Origin of the sequence: Suttonella ornithocola (assembly GCF_001889065.1) — a bacterium.
GTDB classification, from domain to species: Bacteria; Pseudomonadota; Gammaproteobacteria; order Cardiobacteriales; family Cardiobacteriaceae; genus Suttonella_A; species Suttonella_A ornithocola.
The window spans coordinates 1-24,788 of record NZ_LWHB01000021.1 but is presented as its reverse complement, the minus strand read 5'-3'; the positions used below and the strand labels follow the sequence as shown (position 1 = coordinate 24,788).

27 protein-coding genes and 1 pseudogene are annotated in these 24,788 nt (G+C 41.3%); 14 read left to right on the top strand and 14 right to left on the bottom strand.

The annotated features are described in order from the left end of the window. Nucleotides 1-29: 29 nt before the first annotated feature. The 10 genes from A5N85_RS01895 to A5N85_RS01850 all read left to right on the top strand — a co-directional run bounded on the left by A5N85_RS01895 (nt 30) and on the right by A5N85_RS01850 (nt 7,866). On the top strand, nt 30-764 hold the full coding sequence (locus A5N85_RS01895) for a YebC/PmpR family DNA-binding transcriptional regulator (protein WP_072575715.1): 735 nt from the start codon (nt 30-32) through the stop codon (nt 762-764). A 12-nt stretch (nt 765-776) separates the two neighbouring features. Continuing rightward, a complete protein-coding gene (gene ruvC / locus A5N85_RS01890; RefSeq protein ID WP_072575714.1) occupies nt 777-1,295 on the top strand; it encodes a crossover junction endodeoxyribonuclease RuvC in 519 nt (172 codons plus the stop codon). Next, on the top strand, nt 1,295-1,915 hold the full coding sequence (gene ruvA, locus A5N85_RS01885) for a Holliday junction branch migration protein RuvA (RefSeq protein WP_072575713.1): 621 nt from the start codon (nt 1,295-1,297) through the stop codon (nt 1,913-1,915). Before ruvC ends, ruvA begins: the two co-directional genes overlap by 1 nt. Continuing rightward, complete coding sequence (gene ruvB, locus A5N85_RS01880; RefSeq protein ID WP_072575712.1) at nt 1,912-2,922, top strand: Holliday junction branch migration DNA helicase RuvB; 1,011 nt, start codon at nt 1,912-1,914, stop codon at nt 2,920-2,922. The genes ruvA and ruvB overlap by 4 nt, the downstream gene beginning before the upstream one ends. A gap of 101 nt (nt 2,923-3,023) precedes the next feature. Next, nucleotides 3,024-3,716: a protein TolQ gene (tolQ, locus tag A5N85_RS01875; protein ID WP_249023914.1), complete on the top strand. Its 693-nt coding sequence runs from the start codon at nt 3,024-3,026 to the stop codon at nt 3,714-3,716. Beyond that, on the top strand, nt 3,716-4,174 hold the full coding sequence (locus tag A5N85_RS01870; protein WP_072575711.1) for an ExbD/TolR family protein: 459 nt from the start codon (nt 3,716-3,718) through the stop codon (nt 4,172-4,174). Before tolQ ends, A5N85_RS01870 begins: the two co-directional genes overlap by 1 nt. Nucleotides 4,175-4,432: 258 nt before the next feature. Then, a complete protein-coding gene (gene tolA, locus A5N85_RS01865) occupies nt 4,433-5,260 on the top strand; it encodes a cell envelope integrity protein TolA (RefSeq protein WP_072575710.1) in 828 nt (275 codons plus the stop codon). A 90-nt stretch (nt 5,261-5,350) separates the two neighbouring features. Then, a complete protein-coding gene (gene tolB, locus A5N85_RS01860; RefSeq protein WP_072575709.1) occupies nt 5,351-6,625 on the top strand; it encodes a Tol-Pal system beta propeller repeat protein TolB in 1,275 nt (424 codons plus the stop codon). A 35-nt stretch (nt 6,626-6,660) separates the two neighbouring features. Then, a complete protein-coding gene (gene pal, locus A5N85_RS01855) occupies nt 6,661-7,266 on the top strand; it encodes a peptidoglycan-associated lipoprotein Pal (protein ID WP_072575708.1) in 606 nt (201 codons plus the stop codon). A gap of 9 nt (nt 7,267-7,275) precedes the next feature. Continuing rightward, nucleotides 7,276-7,866: a tetratricopeptide repeat protein gene (locus tag A5N85_RS01850; protein ID WP_072575707.1), complete on the top strand. Its 591-nt coding sequence runs from the start codon at nt 7,276-7,278 to the stop codon at nt 7,864-7,866. Nucleotides 7,867-8,092: 226 nt separating this feature from the next. Here A5N85_RS01850 and accC read toward each other — a convergent pair whose 3' ends face one another. From accC to mglC, 5 genes and pseudogenes are all read right to left on the bottom strand, one after another. Then, a complete protein-coding gene (gene accC, locus A5N85_RS01845; protein ID WP_072575706.1) occupies nt 8,093-9,433 on the bottom strand; it encodes an acetyl-CoA carboxylase biotin carboxylase subunit in 1,341 nt (446 codons plus the stop codon). 11 nt (nt 9,434-9,444) lie between these two features. Then, nucleotides 9,445-9,909, bottom strand: coding sequence for an acetyl-CoA carboxylase biotin carboxyl carrier protein (gene accB, locus A5N85_RS01840; RefSeq protein ID WP_072575705.1), 465 nt, complete (start codon nt 9,907-9,909; stop codon nt 9,445-9,447). A gap of 15 nt (nt 9,910-9,924) precedes the next feature. Then, nucleotides 9,925-10,371, bottom strand: coding sequence for a type II 3-dehydroquinate dehydratase (aroQ, locus tag A5N85_RS01835; RefSeq protein WP_072575704.1), 447 nt, complete (start codon nt 10,369-10,371; stop codon nt 9,925-9,927). Between the two features lie 68 nt (nt 10,372-10,439). Continuing rightward, a complete protein-coding gene (dsbD, locus tag A5N85_RS01830) occupies nt 10,440-12,263 on the bottom strand; it encodes a protein-disulfide reductase DsbD (RefSeq protein WP_072575703.1) in 1,824 nt (607 codons plus the stop codon). A 172-nt stretch (nt 12,264-12,435) separates the two neighbouring features. Next, nucleotides 12,436-12,546: pseudogene (mglC, locus tag A5N85_RS17145) on the bottom strand (galactose/methyl galactoside ABC transporter permease MglC); the annotation flags it as partial. Nucleotides 12,547-12,801: 255 nt separating this feature from the next. On the opposite strand from mglC, the gene A5N85_RS01820 reads away from it, so the two are divergent. From A5N85_RS01820 to rpmA, 3 genes are all read left to right on the top strand, one after another. After that, nucleotides 12,802-14,124, top strand: coding sequence for a cation:proton antiporter (locus A5N85_RS01820; RefSeq protein WP_072575702.1), 1,323 nt, complete (start codon nt 12,802-12,804; stop codon nt 14,122-14,124). Between the two features lie 81 nt (nt 14,125-14,205). Next, nucleotides 14,206-14,529 carry a 50S ribosomal protein L21 gene (rplU, locus tag A5N85_RS01815; RefSeq protein ID WP_072575701.1) on the top strand — a complete coding sequence of 108 codons (324 nt, stop codon included), beginning with the start codon at nt 14,206-14,208 and terminating at the stop codon, nt 14,527-14,529. A gap of 18 nt (nt 14,530-14,547) precedes the next feature. After that, nucleotides 14,548-14,811: a 50S ribosomal protein L27 gene (rpmA, locus tag A5N85_RS01810; RefSeq protein ID WP_072575700.1), complete on the top strand. Its 264-nt coding sequence runs from the start codon at nt 14,548-14,550 to the stop codon at nt 14,809-14,811. A gap of 822 nt (nt 14,812-15,633) precedes the next feature. On the opposite strand, the gene A5N85_RS01805 is transcribed toward rpmA, so the two are convergent. The 9 genes from A5N85_RS01805 to A5N85_RS01765 all read right to left on the bottom strand — a co-directional run bounded on the left by A5N85_RS01805 (nt 15,634) and on the right by A5N85_RS01765 (nt 24,436). Further along, nucleotides 15,634-16,437, bottom strand: a complete 804-nt coding sequence (locus tag A5N85_RS01805) for an ATP-binding cassette domain-containing protein (protein ID WP_072575699.1) — start codon at nt 16,435-16,437, stop codon at nt 15,634-15,636. Beyond that, complete coding sequence (locus tag A5N85_RS01800; RefSeq protein WP_072575698.1) at nt 16,434-17,408, bottom strand: FecCD family ABC transporter permease; 975 nt, start codon at nt 17,406-17,408, stop codon at nt 16,434-16,436. Before A5N85_RS01800 ends, A5N85_RS01805 begins: the two co-directional genes overlap by 4 nt. 37 nt (nt 17,409-17,445) lie before the next feature. Then, nucleotides 17,446-17,715, bottom strand: coding sequence for a hypothetical protein (locus tag A5N85_RS01795; protein ID WP_072575697.1), 270 nt, complete (start codon nt 17,713-17,715; stop codon nt 17,446-17,448). 113 nt (nt 17,716-17,828) lie between these two features. Continuing rightward, a complete protein-coding gene (locus tag A5N85_RS01790; protein WP_084601531.1) occupies nt 17,829-18,608 on the bottom strand; it encodes a HugZ family pyridoxamine 5'-phosphate oxidase in 780 nt (259 codons plus the stop codon). Nucleotides 18,609-18,619: 11 nt separating this feature from the next. Further along, nucleotides 18,620-19,465 carry a heme/hemin ABC transporter substrate-binding protein gene (locus tag A5N85_RS01785; RefSeq protein ID WP_072575696.1) on the bottom strand — a complete coding sequence of 282 codons (846 nt, stop codon included), beginning with the start codon at nt 19,463-19,465 and terminating at the stop codon, nt 18,620-18,622. A gap of 194 nt (nt 19,466-19,659) precedes the next feature. Beyond that, a complete protein-coding gene (locus A5N85_RS01780) occupies nt 19,660-21,855 on the bottom strand; it encodes a TonB-dependent hemoglobin/transferrin/lactoferrin family receptor (protein ID WP_072575695.1) in 2,196 nt (731 codons plus the stop codon). Nucleotides 21,856-22,203: 348 nt separating this feature from the next. Further along, nucleotides 22,204-23,076: an alpha/beta hydrolase gene (locus A5N85_RS01775; RefSeq protein WP_084601530.1), complete on the bottom strand. Its 873-nt coding sequence runs from the start codon at nt 23,074-23,076 to the stop codon at nt 22,204-22,206. Continuing rightward, on the bottom strand, nt 23,045-23,947 hold the full coding sequence (locus A5N85_RS01770) for a TonB-dependent siderophore receptor (RefSeq protein ID WP_072575693.1): 903 nt from the start codon (nt 23,945-23,947) through the stop codon (nt 23,045-23,047). Before A5N85_RS01770 ends, A5N85_RS01775 begins: the two co-directional genes overlap by 32 nt. Beyond that, complete coding sequence (locus tag A5N85_RS01765; RefSeq protein ID WP_072575692.1) at nt 23,948-24,436, bottom strand: IS630 family transposase; 489 nt, start codon at nt 24,434-24,436, stop codon at nt 23,948-23,950. A gap of 91 nt (nt 24,437-24,527) precedes the next feature. Between A5N85_RS01765 and A5N85_RS01760 the strand changes: the two genes are divergently transcribed. Continuing rightward, a partial coding sequence (locus A5N85_RS01760; RefSeq protein WP_072575691.1) for an IS630 transposase-related protein occupies nt 24,528-24,788 on the top strand: 261 nt, incomplete at its 3' end.

The window sequence follows — 24,788 nt, the reverse complement described above, 5'->3', positions numbered from 1 at the left end:
TAAGTCATTTTGAATAATGAAGAGGTTTTATGGCTGGTCATAGTAAATGGGCAAATATTAAACATAAGAAAGCAAAGGAAGATGCTAAGCGCGGTAAGGTGTTTACTCGCTTAATTAGAGAGTTAACGGTTGCGGCACGTCATGGTGGTTCTGATGTGGACAGTAATCCTCGTTTGAGATTGGCAATTACTAAAGCGCAAGCGGAAAATATGCCGAAAGATACGATGGAACGCGCGATTAAACGTGGTGCTGGTGAGCTAGAAGGCGTACAAATGGAAGAGGTACGGTTTGAAGGTTATGGGCCTTCTGGTGTGGCAGTAATGGTAGATTGTTTGACAGATAATAATAATCGGACGGTGAGTGAAGTTCGTCATGCTTTTTCTAAACGTGGCGGAAATTTAGGGACATCGGGTTCTGTCGCCTTTCAGTTTAAGGAACAAGGGATTTTGTTTTTTGAAAGCGTTTCTGATGAAGATGCTTTGATGGAAGCCGCTTTGGAAGCTGGGGCAGAAGATATTGAATTTGATGATGGTAGCGCAGAAGTGATTACGGCACCGGCTGATTATGCAACAGTTTATGATGCGCTTATTGCAGCGGGCTTTGCGCCTGATGAAAGTGAAGTCACTATGCGAGCAGAAAACCTTTCTCCCGTTTCAAAAGAGGATGCTGATAAGGTTATGGCGTTAATTGATATGCTAGAAGAACTTGATGATGTTCAGTCTGTCGTTCATAACGCTGAATTTCCTGAGGATTACGAAGGTTAATAGCTTGTGACGATGTCGCGCCGTGTGCTTGGTATTGATCCGGGCTCTCGTGTTACGGGATATGGGATTGTGGATGTTCGTGGTCAGCAAGTTAGCTATGTTGACTCTGGTTGTATTCGCCTGGCTAATGAGGAAATGCCTATTCGCTTGATGATGATTCATCAAGGAATAGAAGAGTTAGTGAGAATTTATCGACCACAGGAGTTTGCAATAGAAGCCATTTTTGTTCATAAAAATCCCAACTCGGCATTAAAGCTAGGGCAAGCAAGAGGTGTGGCATTGTGTGCTGCAGTATTAGCACAATTACCGGTTTCAGAGTATTCCGCCAAGAGTATTAAACAAGCGGTTGTAGGAAAAGGTGGCGCTGATAAGTCGCAAGTGCAATATATGGTTAAGTTATTGCTTAATCAAACAGGTAAAATTCAAAGCGATGCAGCGGATGCGTTGGCGGTGGCGCTTACGCATGCGCATCATTTACAAACAGCAGTGATGCAAAGAAAAAGTGGCTTAATTCAAGCTTGGGAGAAGTAATGATTGGTTGGTTGCAAGGCACGGTAGTTTTTAAACAGGCTAATCAGGTGATGCTCAATGTAGGTGGCGTGGGTTATGAAATTAGCGTACCCGTTTCTGTCATAGAAGAATTACACCAAGGGCAAACTGCTGAGCTTTTTATTCACCATGCTATGCGAGAAGATGGGCAATATTTATATGGTTTTTCAACGCTTGCCCAGCGCGCTTTGTTTCGAGAGTTAATTCGTGTTTCTGGTATTGGTCCTAAACTAGGATTATTAATTTTATCTGGCTTTTCTGTTGACGGTTTGGTGACGGCTATTCGCGAACAAAATAGTGCAGCATTGGTTAAATTACCCGGTATTGGCAAAAAAACGGCAGAGCGTCTATTGATTGATTTGAAAGATCGTGTTGGTAAGCAAGTCGCTAATATCAATGGTAAGGATTTGGGTGAAAGTCATTCACTTGAATTTTCTAACGTAGCACCACAGGAAGCGTTAGAGGCATTGGTTGCGTTAGAATTAAAACCTAGTGAGGCGGCAAAGTTGGTGGATGCGGCGGTAAAAGTGTTAGGAGAAGAAGCAGATACTGCTGCTTTAATTAAAATAGCCTTTGCTTTGAAACTACAGGGGGCGAAATGATTGAGTCAGATCGTTTAGTTAGTGGTCATCATCAAGGCAACGAAGAAAGTAGTATTGAAAGGGCGGTTCGTCCTAAGCGACTAGCAGATTATATTGGGCAAGAAGAATTAAAAGCGCAGCTTTCTATTTTTATTGAGGCAGCATTAGGGCGTGGTGAAGCGCTAGACCATGTTTTATTATTTGGTCCACCCGGTTTAGGGAAAACGACTTTGGCAGCGATTATTGCTAGTGAGTTGGGTGTAAATTTAAGGCAAACTTCTGGGCCAATTTTGGAAAAAGCAGGCGATTTAGCGGCTTTACTCACCAATCTTGAGCGCAACGATGTGCTTTTTATTGATGAAATACATCGTCTGTCGCCAGCAATAGAGGAAGTGCTTTATCCCGCGATGGAAGATTATCAAATTGATATTATGATTGGGGAAGGTCCAGCAGCTCGTGCAATAAAAGTGGATTTACAACCTTTTACTTTGGTAGGTGCGACAACGAGAAGCGGATTATTAACCGCGCCATTAAGAGATCGTTTTGGTATTAGTCATCATCTGCAATATTATTCGCCAACAGAATTAACGCAGATTGTTTTGCGCGCAGCCAGTTTATTAGGAGTTTCTATTGAGGCAGAAGGGGCAGCGGAAATTGGTAAGCGTTCTCGAGGAACACCGAGAATTGCAAATCGTCTTTTACGTCGAGTGAGAGATTATGCCGATGTTCGTGGTGGTGGTAGAGTGAGCCAACAAATCGCAGATGAAGCCTTGAGACTGCTTAATATTGATCCATTAGGCTTGGATGAATTAGATAGACGTATGATTGAAAGGCTTATCCGTCATTTTGGCGGTGGGCCTGCTGGAATTGAAACGCTTTCTGCTTCAGTTGGTGAAGAAAGAGGCACTTTAGAAGATGTGGTAGAGCCTTATTTAATCCAACAAGGATTTATTCAGCGAACGCCTAGAGGGCGAATCGCAACGATGAATGCCTATCAACATTTAGGGATTGAGCAACCAGAAGAGTAAAGCTTTGAATACAATATTACAAAATTGGTAATGATATGAATTTAAGTGGCAGAGTATGATTATTTTTTACTTCGCTTGATATGCGATATAAGGAGATTTCTTTGGTATCAGAATTATCCATTAGTCATTTAATTGCAAATGCTAGCTTTTTTGTGCAGCTTATCATGCTGACGTTATTTGTAATGTTTTTGACAACTCTATTTATTACGGGCAAAAAAATTGTTCAATTTAAGCGCTTAAATATTAAGCGTAAAAAGTTTGAGCAAGATTTTTGGTCTGGTACAGCTTTGCAGACCCTTTATGAGGAATATGAAAATCAGCGACCAGAAGCGCTAGCAAGTCTGTTTGTGCATGGATTTTATGAGTTTGGACAATTTCGCGGTAATAATTTAAATGAACCGGATATGATTGTTAAAAACTGTCGCCGAGCAATGGAAGCAGCTGCTTGTCGAGAAAGTGCTGAGCAAGAAAGTTGGCTAAATGTATTAGCAACTTTTGGTTCTTCTGCACCGTATATTGGATTGTTAGGAACCGTTTACGGCATTATGACGTCATTTATTGGGCTGGGAGCAGCACACCAAACTAGTATCAATAGCGTCGCGCCGGGTATAGCAGAAGCGTTGATTGCTACTGCAATAGGTTTAATTGCCGCTATTCCTTCTGTATTATCTTATAACTATTTTATCAATAAATCTGAAGCGCTCAATACAGAATATGATGCCTTTATTGAAGAATTTTCCAATTTGTTGCAACGCCAAATTTTGGTTGCACGCGAACATATCAAACATCGCTAATGAGTCGTAAAAATCGTCGAAGCCGTCGGGTTAAAGCAGAGATGAACGTCGTTCCTTATATCGACGTGATGTTAGTATTATTAGTAATTTTTATGATTGCAACACCGTTAATTCAGCGAAGTGTGGAAGTGAATTTGCCAACTGTGAGTGAAGAAAATAGTAGTTCGGAAACAGATAACGATCCTAATGATTTAACTTTACCCTTGATTTTAACAATAGATGAAAACAGTACTTTTTATCTTAATATTTCAGCTACTCCTGAGAATCCTTTATCAGAAGGACAAATTGTTGCACAGGCAAATGAATATCTAAAAGCCCATCCACAGATTGATGTTTATGTGAGTGGAGATGCTAAGGTCAATTATGCGGCTGTCGTGCGAGGGATTGACTATTTGCGTGCAGCGGGAGCGCGACAGGTGAATTTATCTAGCCAGCTTCCGGAAGAAGATAGTCAATAATGTCAGCCATTAGAAAACGACGCTGGATAGAAAACTTCGTTGGAGGCATTTTTGTTGGCTTAGGACTGATGCTTTCTGCTTTTATTCTTTGGTATCATCGAGAAACTTTATTACCAGAATTTTTCTCAAATACCCCATTGCCATCAATTGGGCAACCTGTGCAAGCAAAAGTGGTTACTGCACAAGATTTACAAAAACGACTTGATACCATAGAAGCAAAAAAACGGGCGATTGAAGAAGCGCATCTGGCTAAAATTCGTGCGGAGCAAGAAGCAAAACGTCGAGCAGCAGAAGAAAAACGCCGTGCTGAAGAAGCGGCTAAACGTAAAGCAGTTGAAGAAAAGCGACGCGCAGAAGAAGCAAAGCGCAAAACGGAAGAAGCTCAGAAAAAAGCAGCTGAAGAAAAACGTAAAGCTGAAGAGGCGAAAAAAAAAGGCAGAAATGGCTAAGCAACAAGCCGCAGAAAAAGCAGCACAAGAGAAAGCCGCTAAAATCGCAGCTCAGAAAAAAGCCGCAAAACAAAAGATAGAAAAAGAAAAAGCTGAAAAATTAGCTGCAAAGAAAAAAGAAGAACAGCAAAAAGCAAAGACATTAGCACAACAAAAAGCGGCAAAAGAAAAAGCAGCTCGAGAAGCGGCGGCGAAACGTAAGGCTTTAGCAGAAAAAAGAGCAAAAGAAGCCGCAATAAAGGCGAAAAAAGCAGAAGAAGCGGCAAAGTTAGCCGCAATTAGTGCGCCTTCGCTATCATTGTCTAGTTTTGATGATAAACAACAAGCAGCTGCTCAAGCTGCGGATAAAGCTGCGCTAGATGCTGCTACTCAAGCTTTTATTGCAGCAGTAACAGCAAAAGTCTGGAGTGGTTGGATAATGCCACAAGGTGTGCCAGATAATTTACACGCAAAAGTTTTTATTCGCTTGGATAAAAAAGGGAATATTTCTGATGTACGTATTACCGAAAGAAGCGGTAATCGTTTATATGATAATTCGGTATTAACAGCAGTGAGAGCAGCAGCGCCTCTGCCTATGCCAAATAACACAGAACTCCTAAAAATACTTTTAAAAGAAGGAGTCGAGTTAAATTTCTAAAAAATTGAAGTTAGAAAACTTTATTTTCCTAGTAGTCATAAGCTGCTACAATTTATCATTCCTATTTTCTAATAGATAAGGATTCTTTTTATGAATCGATTAAAACTATTCGCATTAGCCTGTTTCTTACCAACGGCTTGGGCTGTAGCGCAAGTCAGTATAAATATTCCAGAAGCACAAAAACGCGCTGCGCAGCCAATTGCAGTTGTCCCAGTACAAAATGATCAGGGCGATAAAATAGACTATATTATTGCTAGTGATTTACATAAATCAGGATTTTTTCAACCCATTTCTCCTGATAAGTTTCCTAGTCGTCCGAAATCGCCAGCAGAAATCAATTATCCAGAATTTCAGCAATTAGGTGCAAATTACATTGTTCTAGGCAGAGTCCTTCAAAGAGGCACTAATGCTCGTGCGCAATTTGTGTTAAATCAGACCAATAATCAGGCGGTTCTATTTAATGAAGAGCTAAGAGGAGCTAATACTCGCCAATTAGCACACGCTGCAGCCGATTTAATATTAGAGAAACTAACGGGTAAACGAGGAGCTTTTGGTACACAAGTTGCTTATGTTTTAGAGCAGGTGAGAGGAAAAAATCGTCGTTATAGCTTAATAGTTTCTGATGCTGATGGTGGTAATCGTCGAGAGATTGCCAGTGGAAACCAACCAATCCTCTCGCCTTCATGGGCACCAGACAGTCGCCAAATTGCTTATATGACTTATGCAAATAATCATGCACAAATTGTGGTGCAGAGTGCATCTGGCGGAGGCGCTCGTGTTGTTGTGAGAACTGAGGGAACCAGTAGTGCACCTTCATGGTCGCCAGACGGTCGTCAGTTAGCTATTTCTCAAGCAGATGCGAATGGGAATATGGATATTTATTTGGTAGATGTTGGCAGTGGAGTATTACATCGTTTGACTAATAATGCTTCTATTGATACAGAACCCACATTTTCACCAGACGGTCGGACAATTTACTTTACTTCAGATAGAGCCGGTACGCCTCAAATTTATCGGATGAATCGTGGTGGTGGAGGGGTGCAAAGAGCAGTAGTTGGTGGAAACTACAGCAGCAATGCAGAATTATCTCCAGACGGAAAATACCTTGCGTTAACACGCCAAAGTGGTGGTGGATACCAAATCGGATTATATAACTTACAAAATGGGCGATTTAGCGCCTTGACAAATGGAAGATTGGACGAGGGAGCAACCTTCGCGCCTAATGGTGAATTACTAATGTATACCGCTATTGAAGGGGGGCGAAGTGTTTTGAAAATGATCAATCTTAAAGGTCAGGTCGTCCAGACTTTATCCGATCCGTCAGGTCGTTTACGAGATCCTGCTTGGGCGCCTGATAGACGTTAGTAAATTTGTTATCCGTTATTTTTATAGGAAAATTTATGAAATTGAATAAAAAATTATTATGGTTGGTAGCTTTGGTTATGATGCTAGCTGGCTGTGCAAAACCTTATAGTGCTGATGGTGCTAGTGGTGTCGCTGAAGATGGTAGTGCTGTTTATGGCGACGGTGCTGTTTATGGTGATAACACTTATATGCCCACTCAAGGGGGTAATATTTATGGAGCAGGTAATCAAAATTATAATGCTCAAGCAGGGTTAGGAGACTTTTATGAAGACCCTACTTACGGTGTAAATGTTGTAGGTGGTCCAAGTTCTAGTGGAAAAGATAGAGTAATTTACTTCTCTTATGATAGTGCTAAGTTAGATAATCGTTCTGCCGCTGTGGTGCGCGAACATGCACGCTATTTACGCGCCAACCCGCAAACGCGAGTAGTCCTAGAAGGACATACAGATGAGCGCGGAAGCCGTGAATATAATGTTGGTTTGGGTGAGCGTCGAGCATATTCTGTGCGCAGAATTTTTGAGCAAGAAGGCGTCCGTTCAGGTCAAATGCGGGTGCTGAGTTATGGAGAGGAGCGTCCGGCTGCATTTTGCTCAAATGAAAGCTGTTATGCAAAAAATCGTCGAGTTGTAATTATTTACTAAGGTAAAAAAATGAAGAAATTAGTGGTTTTTTTATCAATGATCGTTGTTGTTAGTGGTTGTGCTAGTAACCGCGATGTTTTAGTGCAAAATCAAATGACGATACAAAATCTAAAAAACCAAGTGATTGATTTACGTGCTGAAAATCAGGGCTTGCAACAGCAACTAGAACAATCTAAGCAAGGACGCATTCCTTCTGGTGTCGTTGCTGTTGATGCGGGGAATAGTCGTGGCGATTATTATCAGAATAATATTTCTCCGGGTACAGTCGTTTCTGCTCAACCAACAGGTGGTTATGAAGATGCTTTACAGCTCTATCGTGCGGGTGATATTGATGGCGCTATCGCCGGATTTCAGCAGTTTTTACAAACGGGTGTAACAGGACAAGAAGCGGCATTGGCACAATATTGGATTGGGGATGCTTATTATTCAAAGCGTAACTATCAGGAAGCACAGCGCTATTTTGGGACGTTCTTAAAAAATATGCCAGAAAGCGATAAAACAAACGCTGCATTGAGAAAACTCATTACTTCTTTAAAAGCTATTGGTAGAAATGCTGACGCAGAAGTATTAAAAGCGCAAGGCGTTAGCGCGATTCAGTAATTTGCTTGAAAAATGATTTTTGATTATGAGAGTAAAAGTCGCTGTTTTTTACAGCGGCTTTTTTATATTGCAATCAGATAAAAAACAGAACTTCTACTAAAATAAAATCGCTATAGCCAACTTCCCAAAAAATACGTACAACGTTAACTCAATATCTACTTTGAAAACAGCATCCTATCTCTAAGTATCGTATGTATTTTTTGGGAAGTTGGCTATATACTCGGTGTTACAATCCCAGTTTATGTTCTAGGTAGTGAATATCCATACCGCCTTTTCTCACTTGTGGATCTTCTAATAAATCTCTATGTAAAGGAATATTTGTTTTAATTCCTTCGATAATCATTTCAGAAAGCGCCATTTGCATTCTAGCGATAGCGGTCTCTCTAGTTTCTCCCCAAGTAATAAGCTTAGCGATCATAGAGTCGTAATAAGGCGGAACGCTATAATCATTATAAAGATGTGACTCAACTCGAACACCTAAGCCACCGGGTGGATGATATTCTGTAATTTTACCTGGAGAAGGGATAAAGGAACGAGGATCTTCGGCGTTAATTCGGCATTCGATGGCATGACCGTTAATTTGAATGTCTTCTTGCTTATACGATAGCGGTTCGCCAGCAGCAATGCGTAATTGTTCTCGAACAATATCTACACCAGTAATCATTTCTGTTACCGGATGTTCGACTTGTACGCGAGTATTCATTTCGATAAAGTAGAATTGTCCATTTTCATAGAGAAATTCAAATGTTCCAGCGCCTATATAGCCAATTCGCTTACAGGCATCGGTACAGATTTTCCCGATTTCTTCTCGTTGTTTAGCAGTGATGCCGGGTGCAGGCGCTTCTTCAATGACTTTTTGATGTCGACGTTGTAAGGAGCAATCGCGTTCGCCTAAATGGATAGCGTTACCGTGTTTATCAGCTAATACTTGTATTTCAACATGGCGAGGGGTTTCTAAAAATTTTTCCATATAAACCATGTCATTACCAAAGGCTTGTTTGGCTTCAGTTTTTGTGAGTTTTACGGCTTCAACGACTTCTTCTTCACTGCGGACAACGCGCATGCCTCGTCCACCGCCACCACCCGCAGCTTTAACGATAACGGGATAGCCAATTTTTTTAGCAATTTTTTTAATTTCTTTGGGGTCATTACCTAAGGGACCGTCAGAACCCGGAACACAAGGAATGCCGGCTGCTTTCATGGCTTTAATGGCTTCTACTTTATCGCCCATCATTCGAATGGTTTCGGCTTTTGGTCCGATAAAGGTAAAACCGGATTCTTCTACGCGTTCAGCAAAATCCGCATTTTCCGAAAGAAATCCATATCCCGGATGGATAGCATCAGCATTAGTAACTTCTGCGGCGGCAATCAATGCAGGCATATTGAGATAGCTTTCGCTTGAAGCTGCTGGACCGATACAGACAGACTCGTCTGCAAAAAGAACGTGTTTTAAATCTGCATCGGGCTTTGAGTGAACAGCAACGGTTTGAATGCCTAATTCTCGACAGGCGCGTAAAATACGTAAGGCAATTTCACCTCGGTTAGCAATGAGGACTTTTTCAAACATATTGCCTCCGCTTATTCAACAACGAAAAGAGGTTCGTCGTATTCTACGGGTTGTCCATTTTCTACTAAAATCGCTTTGATTTTGCCACTAAATTCGGCTTCAATGCGATTAAACATTTTCATTGCTTCGATAATGCAAACGGTATCTCCGTTTTTAATGGTTTGTCCCACTTTAACAAAATCTTCAGCGTCAGGAGAAGGTGCGCCATAAAAGGTGCCGACCATTGGTGAACGAATCAGTTTACCAGTAGGCTCGGCAGCTTGAGTATCATTATTAGCGGTAGCGACGTTAGCAGATTGTGGTGTAATGGTTGGCTGCGCTTGAGCAATTGGTTGAGGGGCTGCTACGTATTGTTGAACAGGCGCACTGCCATAACGGCTGATACGGACGGTTTCTTCGCCTTCAGTAATTTTAATTTCTGCAACATCAGATGCTTCTAAAAGTTCTATCAATTTTTTGATTTTACGGATATCCATAATGCCTCCATGGGTTCATTGGGCGTGGGTAAGATGATTATGGGCAGCGATAACAGCCAGTTCATAACCGATCGCACCGAGCCCGGAAATTGTGCCAATAGCGATATCGCTAAAATAGCTATGTGTGCGAAATACTTCGCGCGTATGAATATTGGAAAGGTGAACTTCAATACAAGGAATGCCAACAGCTTTGATTGCATCTCTAATAGCAACGCTTGTATGGGTAAAAGCAGCAGGGTTAATGATGATTAGGTCAACTTGATATTTTCCTGCTTCATGAATGAGGTCAATAATCACGCCTTCATGATTGCTTTGAAAGAATTCGATTTGGTAGTTAAAGGCTTCGGCAACGCTACGCATACGAGTTTCAATATCTTCAAGTGTATCTGCGCCATAGATAGAGGGTTCGCGCGTGCCGAGCAGATTGAGATTAGGGCCGTTAATAACCAGTAATTGTGTCATGAATGTTATTGTCCGAAAAAATGAATGATGGGACGAAAATGGCGCATTATACCTGAATTTACGGAATTTTATGGATGAGATGTAGATTTTTCCTGTAAAACTTGTGCAAATTGGTCAGCAGACATTTCGCCAATCAAGGTGGTTTGCGGATGATGGATATCACCATGTGCAGGATAGAAGAGTACTGCTGGTGGACCAACAAGGTTAAGTGTCCGCATGAGCGCTTTATCGTCATCCGTATAGTCTGTCATATCAATTTTAATGAGTCGATAAGGGGAGAGTGGCTCATTAAATCTTGGGTTATGCCAAATTTCTTTTTCCCAGACTCGACAAGCCACACACCAATCTGCATAAAAATCAACGATGACAGGTCGATTGGCTTGTTCAATGGCTTGCTCTAAGGCTTGAACGGTATGTACGGTTTCAAATTGAGCAGTTGTTTCTGTATGTGCTGCAACAGATGGACGCACGATTTGTACGGCACTGACAATTGCGCCTAAAAAAGCAGCAGCTGCAAGATAGCGAATGAAAAATCTTGCTTTGCCTGTTACAGGGGTGAGTAAATCTAGAGCCACTGCAACTGCTAATGCATAAGCTGCCCAAACGCCCCATGCAATATTTGCTGGAAGTAAGCGTGCAACGAGCCAAATAGAAACAGCTATCATTAGGAAACCAAAGAAGCGTTTGATTGCTGTCATCCATCCGCCTGCTTTTGGCATAAAGCGACGCATGATACCTGCAAAGAGGAGAAGAGGTAAACCAGTACCAATACCAAATGCAAATAATGCAAGTGCACCTTTGGCGGGAGTGGTTTGTGCGGTATAGAGCAGTAATGCTGTTAAAACAGGCGTTGCGCAAGGGCTAACAACAAGGATGGATAACGCCCCCATGATGGCTGCGCCGGTGTAAGAGCCGCTTTTTTGTTGGCGGCTTAAGCGATCAGTGCGACGTTGTAACCATTGTGGTGTTTGTAAGGTATAAACATCGAACATTGATAAGGATAAGATAAGGAAGAAAATAGCAACCAATACAACAATCCAAGGGCGTTGCATCAGGGCTTGTAAGTTAATTTCAAACCAACCAAATACCGCGCCGAGCAATGCCATAGCGCCACCCATCGCGAGTACATAAACGCTAATCAGTGCATAGCTTCGGCGAGTAGAAGTGTTTTTACCAACGACTAAGCTAGTAACTATCGGAATAAGCGGATAAACACAGGCGGTGAAGCTAACGCCAATTCCTAGTAAAACAATTAAAGGTAAGGTTAGCCAAAAATGATCAATGAGTCGATTTTCAATAGATTTTGATTCGTTTTGTTCGTGCGTTGCAGTAGCGTGAGAAACTTGAGCAGATGATGTATCGTTAGTTGTTACGATTGAAGTGGTATTGCTAGATGTTTCAATATTTGCTTGTGCGGCGGCTTTTTGTAGGAAATTTTTGGTTACCCCCGTATTGCTTGCAGGGGTAGAAACATCTCCATTGGCAGCAACAGATAAGATAAAGCTATCAGGTGGATAGCAGATAACACCATCTTGACAGCCTTGCGTTTTTAAAATGAATTGGTCAGCTGGATTCTGATGATGAATAATGAGTTTAGCCGGATGGTCTGGTGTATAGACTTTGACATCGCCAAAAAAAGGGTCGTGTTTTTCTTTTGCTGGACTTTTTTCAATACTCGGATTCTCTAATCCTTCTGTGTCTAAAATGGTTTTGTTATCGTAAAGATAATAGCCTTCTGGAATCGGAATTTGGATAGTGGTGGTGTACCCATCTTCACCATGTTGTTGTTGAATTTCTGGGATAAAAACTTGTTTGAAGGGTAAAGGTTCTTGTCCAAACGCGACAGAGAAAAAAGAAAAAATAGTGAGTAATAGGATGAGAATACGATTCATAAAAAAATTAGTTTAGAAAAAATCGCGCAAACTATATCACAGCTTAGTCAAAGGGCGTGTAAACGCAGGGATGACAGAAAAGCAAGATTTAAACTTTGTATTATTTTTTATTGTTATTGAAATAAAATAGGCGCATAAATTCATGCGCCTACAAGTAAAAGGCGGAGTGTCTTTATTTTTTCTTAGCGTATTTCAAAGAGTCGATAGCGACCGCAATAATGATAATTGAACCTTTAATGACATATTGCCAGTTTGGATTAACGCCGATGTAAGACAAGCTATATAGCTTGAGACCTTTGCAAAATTCTGTTTTACACTAATTTTTGCTACTAGTAGAAAAATTAACACCATGATTTTAATATATTTTGAAAATTTGAAATTTCTCTATTTTATTGTTTTTTTTGCAAAGGTCTCGGTTTGTATAAAATCAGAAAGAAATTATCAAAAACAAACAAAGTATCATTTTAACTAGTAAAAAAGCGATAATAGACACAAATTTATGATATAAAACGCAGGTTTTAAACGCGGATTATCCCTTATGTCGCTACCTGCTATTTTTGCTGCTGTATTGGTCATGACAGCCGTTTTTTCAGTTTTTAATGATCGTGTTTTAGGTCTACATCGAACCATTGGTGTAATGCTGTTGGCCTTGGTCTTCTCCATTATGCTTTTACTAGGCATTCATTTCCATTGGCCTTATTCAGAGCAAGTAAGAGCGATTATTGGTGATATTAACTTTAGCGAAACCCTCATCCATGGAATGTTAGGGGCATTACTATTTGCTGGCGCAATTAATATTGATTTCGATGAATTGCAACCTAGACTATTTGTTATCACTATTTTGGCTATTTGTGGCGTTCTTATTTCAACATTTGTCATTGGCTTTCTCATTTGGGGATTTATCCATTACATTATTGGCGGTAGTCTGCCATTAGTATATTGTCTAACCTTCGGAGCTCTCATTTCTCCTACTGACCCCATTGCTGTGTTGGCGATTTTACGCTCAATCGGCGTTTCTAAAGGATTAGATATGGACGTTTGTGGCGAGTCCTTATTTAATGACGGCATTGGCTTTGTTGTCTTTGCCTTTTTCTATACTTTAGCTGTCAATTCGGAAACCATGAGTGCATCAGCCGTTTCCCTCTTTTTCTTTAAAAGTGTAGGCGGTGGCTTTATTCTTGCAGCTGTGTGTAGCTATATTGCTTATTATCTAACCAAATTAGCGGTTGATTCACACGTAGAAATTTTGATTACATTAGCGCTTGTTTTTGGAAGCTTTGAAGCAGCAGATTTATTAGGCTTCTCGCCAGCTATTACAATAGTAATTGTTGGAATCCTCTTTGGTCGCTTATGTCATAAAAAAATGCGTCATGGTACGAAAGAAGCCCTTCATGAATTTTGGGGCGTCATTGATGAAGTATTAAATACCATGTTATTCGTTATGGTTGGATTGCTTCTAGTTATTGTGCCTGTAACTAGTAAAGAACTTATTATTGGTGTTGCCGCGATTGCAATCGTTTTATTTGGGCGGTGGGTGAGTGTACTCATACCAGTAAGCATCTTGCAAAAATGGTTTTTCTTTTCTCCGCGTTCTGTACGGATTTTGACTTGGGGTGGATTAAGAGGTGGGTTGCCTATTGCGATGGCGCTCACTTTACCTGCTGGTGGCAACAGAGATATTATCTTATGGATGACTTATGCTGTTGTTGTATTCTCTATCCTCATTCAAGGAACAACAATAGGGCGTTTAGCTGGTGAGCGTACAACCCCTGATGATGCTTATCGCGACCCTCGTTTGGCAGACAATACACCAGAGTCGAAATTTTCCTCTAAAATGCTTAATAAACTAAAAAAATCTTGATTCAAACGCGAGAGATGTGTATTATTCGCTACCTTTCTAATAGCTTAGAGCGTAACCATTCGCTCACATTCGGAGAAATATATGTTTGCAATCATCGAAACCGGCGGAAAACAATATAAAGTCAAGCCAGGGCAACGTTTGCGCGTAGAAACCTTACCAGGTGAAGCAGGAGATACTATCTCTTTTGATAAAGTTTTACTGATTTCAGCAGGAGAAGGCGACGTTATCGTTGGTGCGCCTTATGTTGAAGGAAAAATCGTTAGCGCTAAAATAGCTGAACACGGTCGTCATAAAAAAGTAAAAATCATTAAATTCCGCCGTCGTAAGCACTCTATGAAACAACAAGGTCATCGTCAAAACTACACTGAAGTAGTTATTGACGCAATTGATGGCAAGACCGAATAATTCTTAAGGAGAAAACTAATGGCTCACAAAAAAGCAGGTGGTTCTAGCCGTAACGGACGCGATTCACAATCCAAACGTTTAGGTGTTAAGCGTTTTGGTGGCGAAATGGTAAGCGCTGGTAGCATCTTAGTACGCCAACGCGGAACACCATTTAATGCAGGTGAAAATGTTGGAGTTGGTAAAGATCATACCTTATTTGCAACAGCATCTGGCAAAGTAGTATTTTCTGTTCGCGGACCTAAAAATCGTAAATTTGTTAGCATTGAAGCTGTAGAAGCCTAATCTATTGCTATAAAATGTTATCCTAACTGAATAAAGCTCCTATCTGTGTAGGGGCTTTATTTTTTAATTGTAGTTATTTGACCTAATTATAATTGTTAAAACAATGGTTATTAAATCATGCGAATGAGTTAGAATATATATGAGAATTTTGCAAAATTCCGTTTTACACCAATTTTTGCTATTAGTAGAAAAAATAACGCTATGATTTTAATATGTTTTCAAAATTTAAAAAGTTGAAATTTCTCTATTTTTAGGGGTTTTGCAAAGGTCTCACAGTACTTTTGGTTAATACGCTGTTTTTAAGATATAGTCAAAGGCTAATAAAAGAGTTACAGAAATTAGATGGTTATTCCAGTAAAGTATGTGTACTTACTTTATTCATCTATCTTAACACTATAACTATTCTAGTAGTCTTTTACTATAGATATCTAGCATAACGTTGTATGCATTTTTTTGGAAGTTGGCTATAGAGAATTTTAGGATTTATAGTTGAAGAAATACTAAATTGGTACGGTGTTACCCTCACTTACTGTACAACCGTACTATCTGCATTCGGTCGCCTTGTATCAATTTTAGTTTTCTTTGACTATATAGTTAAATGTTTTGGTAGTGGTTTGAAAAGTATGCTAACCATACTCTTACAAAAAATATTTCTTTTAATATATTGATATTTAAATATTTAACTACCATTGGATTATTTGATAATATTCCAGCATACTTTTCAAACCACTACCAATGTTTTTAACTCGCATACAGGATTTGAGCGTCTTTCCGTACTAATGTGTGCTGTCTGTGGCTTGTTGATTTGTACGCAATCTGAACTCATTCAGTTATAGTGCATGTTGGATAGAGAGAGTAAGCGCCTTGATGAATATGTATTTCAAGAGATAAGTCATAAATTTGATTAAGTGGTTGAACATTATTTGCTAATTGCTGAGGCGGATAGCTGTTGTAATAATTACCATTTTTTAGTAAGCATATTTGATGAGCATGGTTGAGCGCTAAGGCTGGGTCATGTAAAACAGAAATGATAGTTAAGCCTTTTGCGGTAAGGGTTTTGAGGGAGTGCATGAGTTGGTGTTGATGGCGTAGGTCTAAATGGTTGGTGGGTTCATCTAGTAATAGCCATTTGCCTTCGAGTGTGCTATCTAAATTAGGTAAAAGTTGCGCAAGGACGCGCGCAATTTGAGCGCGATGTTGCTCTCCGCCAGATAAGGTTTGCGCGTTGCGATGGCGGTATGGCTCAAGTTGAAATTGTGTGATGAGATGATTTATAACTGACGTATTGTGTTTGGCATTGTCGGTATAACGATAGGGTTCTCGTCCAAGCGCAATCAGGTTTTCAACGCTGATGGGAAAGGCGATGTTATGATGCTGGTTTAATACGGCACGTTTTTGTGCGAGGGTTTGTGTGTTGAATTGAGATAGCGGTTGGTGTTGGTAAAAAATCGCGGGATCGCTTTGGCGATTGCCACCAGCTAAGGCAGTGAGTAGGGTGCTTTTTCCTGCGCCATTAGGTCCGATAATGGCGGTATGTTGCGCGGTGGTAAACGTGCAGTGAGGAATGTGGAGCAGGGTCTTTTGTTGTTTTGTGATATGTAGTTCTGTTACGGTAAGCAATGTCATGTTTGTGCGCCTTTTTTCCAGACGAGAAACGCTAAAAAGGGTGCACCGATGAGCGCGGTAAGGATGCCAATGGGAAGTTCGGCAGGGGCGACGATTTGACGTGCAAAGGTATCAGCAAGGCTTAGAAGAATGGCGCCAACCATAAGATTGGCGGGTAGGGTTTGTCGATGGTCGTTGCCGATGATTAGGCGGACAAGATGAGGAACAACTAAGCCGATAAATCCAATGATGCCCGCAAAGGCAACGCTTGCGCCAGTGAGTAGCGCAACAGCAAGGATGAGTTGACGTTTGCAGCGTTCAATGGGATAGCCAATTTGGCTGGCAGCGGTTTCGCCAAGCGTTAGCGCATTGAGTGGGCTCGCATTGAGAAAAATGATAGGCGCGGCAATACTTATTACCAGCGCTAATAAACCAACCATTGTCCAATTTAATCCTGCGAGGCTGCCCATGTTCCAAAAGGTTAGGCTGCGTAGTTGGCTATCATCGGCGAGATAAATCAGTAGTCCTGTGGCTGCGCCTGTAAGGGAGGCAAGCGCAATGCCAATGAGAAGCAAAATGGCAATATGTAGTTGTCCGTGTCGATGCGAAAGGCGATAGAGAAAGAGTACGGTTAACCAGCTGCCAATAAAGGCGGCAAGCGGTAGAAAGTAGGTGGTGATATTAGGCAATAAGGGTGCAATCAGCACGAGATAAATGGCAGCAGCTAATGCCGCACCGCTGCTAACGCCAATAATACCGGGGTCTATGAGAGGATTGCGAAAGATGCCTTGCATGGCTGCGCCGCTTAGAGCGAGCGCACCGCCAATGAGTAAGGCGGCAAGGCTGCGCGGTAGGCGGATTTGCCATAGGATATGATGCGCGGTTTGGCAATCTGGATGCTGACACCACCATGCTGGTAAGGGAATGTTTGCTGCACCGAAGTTGCTGCTCATCAGCAAGGTGGCAATAACGGCTAGAAAAAGCGTGAACATTAGACGCAAGCTAGGCTCCTTATGATGAAGAGGATGATTATTTTTTCTTCTTAAATAATTGAAGATGTCCATATTCGCTGATAAGCATATTCATGCCTACGATTAGGTTTGTTATGAGTATATTGATGCCATATAAGCAGTATATTTTTATATGAAGCAGTATTGGCGGAAACAAGAGCATTAAGAGGATAGAAAAAATAATGGCGAGTAAGGTGGCATAAAGGATTTTTTGTTTTTTCGTTTGTGCAAAATCTGTGATAAATCCTGATAAAACGGCGGTAAAAAATAGAGAGATAAAAAGTTCCATGAGTGATTTTTCAATAATGAGAGATGAAAAAGTGTGCTTATTATCATCAGTTTGTTGTGAAGGGATGGCGGGAATAAATCCCTCGCATGATTTTAAGATGCGAGGGCGTTTATTTATTCTTTTGCTAGTGCTACGAGTGCTTTGCGAACGGCTTCTGGTGTGGTCGAAGGTTCTGTAAACGCAATGAAATGTAAGCCATCGCCATGTTTTAAGGTTGCGCCATAAGGCGTGATATGGGTCATTTCAATGGTTTGTGTAGGGGGGATGCCCTGTTGTTTGAGATAGGTTTGCATGGCGTCTTGGTGGTCGTTATTCATATGCGCGCACATCCTATCTATGATGTTTTGCTCGAAAGGTGCAATATTGGCGAAAGGTGCATCCGCAGCAATCCAGCGAATATCGCCAAATCCCATGATAATACGAAATTTTTTCGGGGTGAGGCGATAAAAGCGGAATTGATGGGTGGTGTCGTAATGGCGCGCTTTGGGGTAGTGTCGGAAATAGCGTTCGGAAAGTTGAGGAAGCGCTTCTTCTGGCACGGGCTGTAAATCACCGATGGCGCAAATTCGCCATTGAGTTTGCACATCGCCAAAGGCTTTGTTTTCTCTGATGAATAAGCTGGCTTTCGGGTTGGCAATGGCGTTTTGCGTATGTTCGGCAATGTGTGCGATGAGAATGATGGGACGAGATTGGTCGTCTAGGATGTAAGGCACAACGCTACCGACAGGATAACCCGCTAAGGGATGGTCGTCACGGCAAATGGTGCAAAGGTTGCCATCAAAGTGGCGATACCATTGCCGTCTGAGGTCGTCCATTGCGTGCAGGGTAGTGTAGCGTTCTTCTTTTGGACGTTTGATGGGGGTTGCGGGTTGTGGTTGAAAGGTTTTTGTCATGGTTGCCTCTTTCAATGGTGTAAGCAAGGTTGAAGGGTTTTTAGGATTTGATGTGTATGTGCAGCCGTTTTCCAGCCGAAGCCTAATCCGTCTAGGATGTTAATGTGATAAATACATTGGTTTTTTGCGGCTTTGGTGAGCTGTAATGGGTTATTAGCAGGTAAATTCGCTTTTTCAATGACGGGTGCTTTTTCAGCATCGCCACGACTTGCTATAAGAATAACGTCTGCGGGGGTGATGGCGAGTGCTTCGGGTGAGATGACTTTATTGCCGTTTTCACTAAAGGCGTTTTCTAGTCCTAAGATGTTTAGGAGATGTTCTCCAGCGGTATTTTTGCCGAGTGCGTAGTTTCCTTGACTCCCCGTATTGATAAGAATGAGCGCACTTCCTTTACCACTTTGGTTTTTGAGCGCGTTTAGTTGCGCTTCTTGTTGTTTAATTTGTGTGATGAGGGTTTGCGCTTGCGTTTGTGCGTTTAGGGCTTTGCCAATCGCAAGAATATCTTGACGAATGCCTGAAAGTGTCTGCTCATCTTTGAGTTTTAGGATAGGCACTTTGGCTTGTTGAATTTGGGTGATGACGTTATCAGGACCCGCATCTGGCGCAAGGAGGATTAAATCTGGATTGAGCGATAAAATGCCTTCGGCGGAAAGTTGGCGGCGATAACCGATTTTGGGTTTGTCTTTCATGATTTGGGCAGGTTGCAATGAGGTGGTATCTACGCCCACCAGTTGCGCTGCTTTTCCGAGTTCGGCAACTACTTCAGAAGCATTGCCAGCCGTAGAGATGATGCGTTCAGCAGCATAAGTCTGAAAGGCAATGAATATCATGCTAAGGATGATAAGTCTGTTTTTCATTGAATTTTCCCTATGGGTTAATGTGTTATACGTTTGGAAAAATGCTTGGTAACGTAATTTTTCTAAGAGATTACGGGTTAGCATTGGAAAGTTAGGGCGTGTTTATTTTTGATTGATACGATGTAAGTATGGCTTATCAGCTGCTCAGGCTTGTTCGACAAGCCTGAGAGGATATGTTGTTAGCGGTTGCGATATTAGAAGTCGTATCGCACAGATGCACCAAACCAACGTCCTGTTGCGGTATTGATTTGACGTTTATGCTCATCTAGGACGCGCGCTTCTCCCCAGCTAATGTATTTTTTGTCTAATAAGTTATAAGCCCCTGCGCGTAAGGTGAGATCTTTGATAGGACGATAATAGGCGGTCATGTCCCAAGTGGCGTATCCACCGACTGGGTTAATGGTTAAACGAGGATTGTTATTGGTGATATCTTTGGCTTTTTTGGCAGCAGCGAAGTTTAGACGGCTACCGATACCCCATTGCTCGTTGGGATGGTCGTAGTTGATAGACCAATAGCCAGAAAGTGGCGCAATGGTGTTAAGCGGTTCATGGGTTTTACGATTTTTGCCTTTTGCATAAGCGAATGAAAGATTAGTTTTTAGCCCGTCTAAGTTAGGCGTGAGTGCGCCAATATCTAATCCTAGCGAAGCATCTATCCCATAGATTTCTGCACTCGGAAGATTGATGCTGGAAAATTCGCGGAGTTTGGTTTGTGGATTAACGCCAATGACGCTTTCGCTTTGGATGAAGTTTTTATAGCGATTGTAATAGGCGGCAATGTCATGCTTGAATATGCCGTTATCACTACGCCAACCGAGTTCTATCCCGCGACTGGTCTCGGGTTTTAAATTGAGGTTAGCAACATAAGCATATCCGCCACGTTGGTTTTCAAAGCCAAGATTAGTTTCATTAAAGGCTGGCGCACGGAAGCCTTCTGCGTAGTTTGCATAAAGGGTATGTTGGTCATTGAGGTCATATAATGCGCCTAAGCGGAGGGAAATGTGTTTTTCATCGTAGTTCTGAACTTGATAGTTTGCACCAACGGTTTGGCGGAAAGTGGCATCAGGTTTTGCTTTTAGGCGGTAATAGTCGTAGCGAATGCCAGGGATAAGGCTAAATCCTGTATGAGAAAAGCCAATGCGGTCTTGTGCATAGATGCCTAATTTATCAATAGTGCTGTTTGGTGCATTGCGTTCCGTCGTTGGGCGTCCTTGTCCTGCAACCGTATCGTTACCGCGTCTGAGCATATCAATATTTTTGTGGCTGTAATCAAAACCATAAACGATATCGTGCTGAATGTTACCATTCAAATGTTTATTGAATTGAGCATTTATGCCGCTGTCTTTGCTGTTAAAGGTAGAAATGCGTTGACGATGAACAGGGGGATTGTTGGGAATTTGTAAGGCTGTTGCATCAATATTCGTTTGTTGCTCAGCAGATTGATTTTGAGTATAAATTTTCCAATAACCGTTATCGATGACTGTATTATTAAACGTAAAATCATGACGTAGAGAAAGTCCGTGGCGTTTTTGAGTGTCATCGGCATGGCTTTGTTGGTATTGATAGAGGTTCATATAATTACCAAGTTCGCCTAATTGATTGGTGCGTCGATTAAGCTGGTAATAATCACCACTTAAGGTAAAGCGATGTGCTTGTGTTGGTGTGAAAACCAGTTTGGCATTGAGGCTATTACTGTTGTTTTTTTGTGGGTTAGGAATGGTGCGTGCTGCGCCAATGCTTGCATCGCCACCATGGTTTTTGGTTTCTTTGGTATTACTATGGCTGTAACTAATTAAACCTGCCCATTGCTCATTCGCTTTTGCCGCAAGCGTTGCGCCTGTATAGACGCCGTTATCTTTACCTGTGTAATGGATAAAGGCTTTTCCACCGATAGATTTGTTGTCTGATAGATAATCTTCTGGCGCTTTACTAACAATGTTGACTACACCGCCTAAAGCATCTGAACCATGTAAAGAAGAGGCGGGACCTTTGATAACCTCAATTTGCTTAAGATTATTCGCATCCATATATTGGCGCCCAGCGTTTTGGAAAGGACCAAAGCTAAAAGTATCGCTAATAGCTTGTCCGTCAACCAATATTTTCACGCGATTACCTGTAATCCCACGAATGGTAATGTCGGATAAGCCATAACGCCCAGTGCCGTTATAAGAAACGCCGGGGATGTTGTTTAGGGTATCGGCAATATTGGCTTCTAAATGACGTTCCCGATTTTTTTCGTCTATCACTTCAATGCTATTAGCAAGTTTGTTTAGAGGAGAATCTTCTCTTGCAGCGTCCACAGTAATGGGGTCAAGAATAATCGGCTGTGGTGCGTTTTGGGCGAATAATGGGGTTGCTGTGAGCGCGAGAAAAAGGGGGTGTAGGCGCATAAAGTTTCCTTTTAATGAAATGGGAAAACTTTAATATTTAACTAAATAAAAATCAATCTTATTATTATATAGATTTTCTTCTAAACAAGTAGCAAGTTGAATAATATAACTATTTTATAAATTTTATCGGGTTTATACCATGAATTAAGTGTGGTGCTATAGAAAAATTATGGGAAGAAACTGATATAGCAGGCATCCGAAAAATGCATACAGTACTTGTAAATAATACTTTGTTTTCAAATTAGATATTAAGTTAATGCTGTGTGCATTTTTTGGGAAGTTAGCTATAGTTTGAAGTAATAAAATTCATTTTTTAGTTTGTTTTTAAGTATCACGAAGTCATTATTATCACTTATTTTCCCATGAGTGAATGGCTTTCTTAATGGCGGGAGCAACGACACTTTGGTGTGTAGCTTGCGGAAAAATTGTGTAATCTACGATAAGTCCGCTGTTTTCTATTTGAAGTTTGGTAATGAGTGCTTGGGTGTTTTCGAGCATTTTTCTCGCATTAAGTTTTTGACGTGTTTGTGAGTCGGTGCTTGGCGTATGTTGGCTTTCATATTCACCATTGGCAAGCCATAAGGTTTTGTGATGCAGTCCTTTGGTTGAGAAAAAATCTAAAAGGCGCTTCTGATTCCACCAGATAGAGGGACTAATTGCAAAATAGCTTTGATAATGTTCTGGATGAACGAATAGCTGATAAAGCACGAAAAGTCCGCCGTAAGAATGTCCTAATATGGCTTGGCGCTTGTAGTTAATTGGATAGCGTTGGGCGATGAATGGTTTGAGTTGTTGCTCAATAAACTGTGAAAATTGCTCTGCACCGCCAAATTGCGTATTCATTTGGTCGCCTGTTTGTTGATAGTTATCCGAAGGTGGGGTGTAATCAAAGGCTCTGCGAGCAGGATTGATGTCGAGCGTGTCAGGATAGCCAATAGCAACGATAACGGCAGGTGTGGTTATGACTTTTCTCACCAAAGGAAAGAGACGGTTGCCGTCTAGTAGATAGATAACGGGGTAGCCGTCTGGTGGCGGATTCCCAATAGCTTCTGTTTGAATAGCGTAGGGGGCTTGATTGTTAGCAGTTAGAATAAAAGATTGTGGTTGCGCTTGAGAATGGGAAATCATAAGGCTATAGAGGATAAATAGACTGCTGAGTAAATACTCAGCAGTCTTATAGATGAAGTGATTAGAAGCGATAGCGGAAAGTCGCACTAACATTTCTTTCTTCTCCCGGTATATTGAAAGTGTTGGCGCTACCAACGCGTGTGTAGTAATGGCGGTTAAATGCGTTGTTAAGATTAAGTTGGGCACTAAATTTATCGTTTATTTGGTAGCGCGCCATTAAATCAACAGTGGCATAACCTTTGGCTTGTATGCCAGCGACAGATTTGAAATGGCTAACGGCATTGATGCCACCACCAACGATCCATTCTGGAGTAAGCGCATAGGTACTAAAGAGATTGAAGCTGTGTTTTGGCATGAGCAGAAAAATGCCGTCGTCTCTTTTGGTGCTTGCCTTAGTAATGTGGCTTTGTAGATAGCTATAACCTGCGCTGATATTCCATTCAGGGGTAATTTCGCCAATGATTTCTGCTTCTATCCCGCGCATTTTGCGTTTACCAATCGCTACTCGGTAATTGGCTTTTGGGTCGTTGGCTGGCGAGGCAGCAGCATTTTTATCTTCGAGTTGGTAGGCAGAAAGTCGGGTAGTTAAGCGGTCGCCAAAATAGCTGCCTTTGATGCCGATTTCAAATTGTTGTCCTTGACGCGGTTTGAGCAGATTACCTGCTTTATCCACTTCTGTTTGAGGGCGGTATAGGCTGGAATAGCTACCGTATAGGCTATGATTGTTATCAATATCAAATACCAGTCCAGCATATCCCGTAAAGGTTTTATCAGATTTTTGGTCGTTAGTATGTTTGAGTTTATTTTGATTTTCAATTTCCCAATGGCTAAAACGGCCGCCCATGATAACGGCAAGAGAGGGGATGAGTCTTAAGGTTAATTTGCTATAAATGCCGGCTTCTTTAAGCGTTTGTTCGCTGACGCTATAACCTTTATTAGCTGTTTGTGAGCGATTATAGTGCAATCATCTAAAACCCAACCCAATCCAAAGCAGATAAAAGAATAAAGTATCAATACAATCCATCCGCCATTCTTTGCGTATTTGCTTAATCCAAGCCCACATCTTTTCAATAGGATTTAAGTCTGGACTATAAGGGGGTAACCAAACTATCTCATGCCCATGCTCTTCAATGATTGCTTGAATATCACAGCGTTTATGAAAAGCGGCATTGTCCATGACAATTACACTGTTTTTAGGTAACTCAGGTAACAGTGCTTCTCTCACCCAATGAGAGAAAATATCGCTGTTAATAGAACCATCATATAAGCGTAAGGCAAACAATTCTCCATTGATAATGGCTCCAATCGCATTGCTCTGGTTCTTTAAATGCCAGTTATCACTTCCATGACAAATTTGTCCTTTTGTGCTGTAGCCATAAGGTCTATGAGCAAAGGCTTTAAAACCACATTCATCAAGATAGACTATCGGTTTGTCTTGAGCGGTCTTATCCACTATAGTCAAATCACTTATAATCCAATCTATCCAAAGCAGATATAAAGAACGACTTATAGTAGAATTATCAAAAACAAACTGAGCATATCCTATGACCTACTGCAGCCAATTCCGACAAAAAATTCTTAACGATATTGCTAATGGAGAAACTTGGCGCGCTGTTGCAAAGCGCTACAAGATCAGCAAATTCACCGTCTATAGCTGGATTAAAAATCCCCATCCTAAAGGCTTTACTGAGCGTAAGCCCTCAAAGATTGATGATGAAGCCTTGCTTAAGGATATTGAGCAGTATCCTGATGATTACCAATGGGAAAGAGCTAGACGTTTTAATTGCTCGCAATCAGCGATTTGT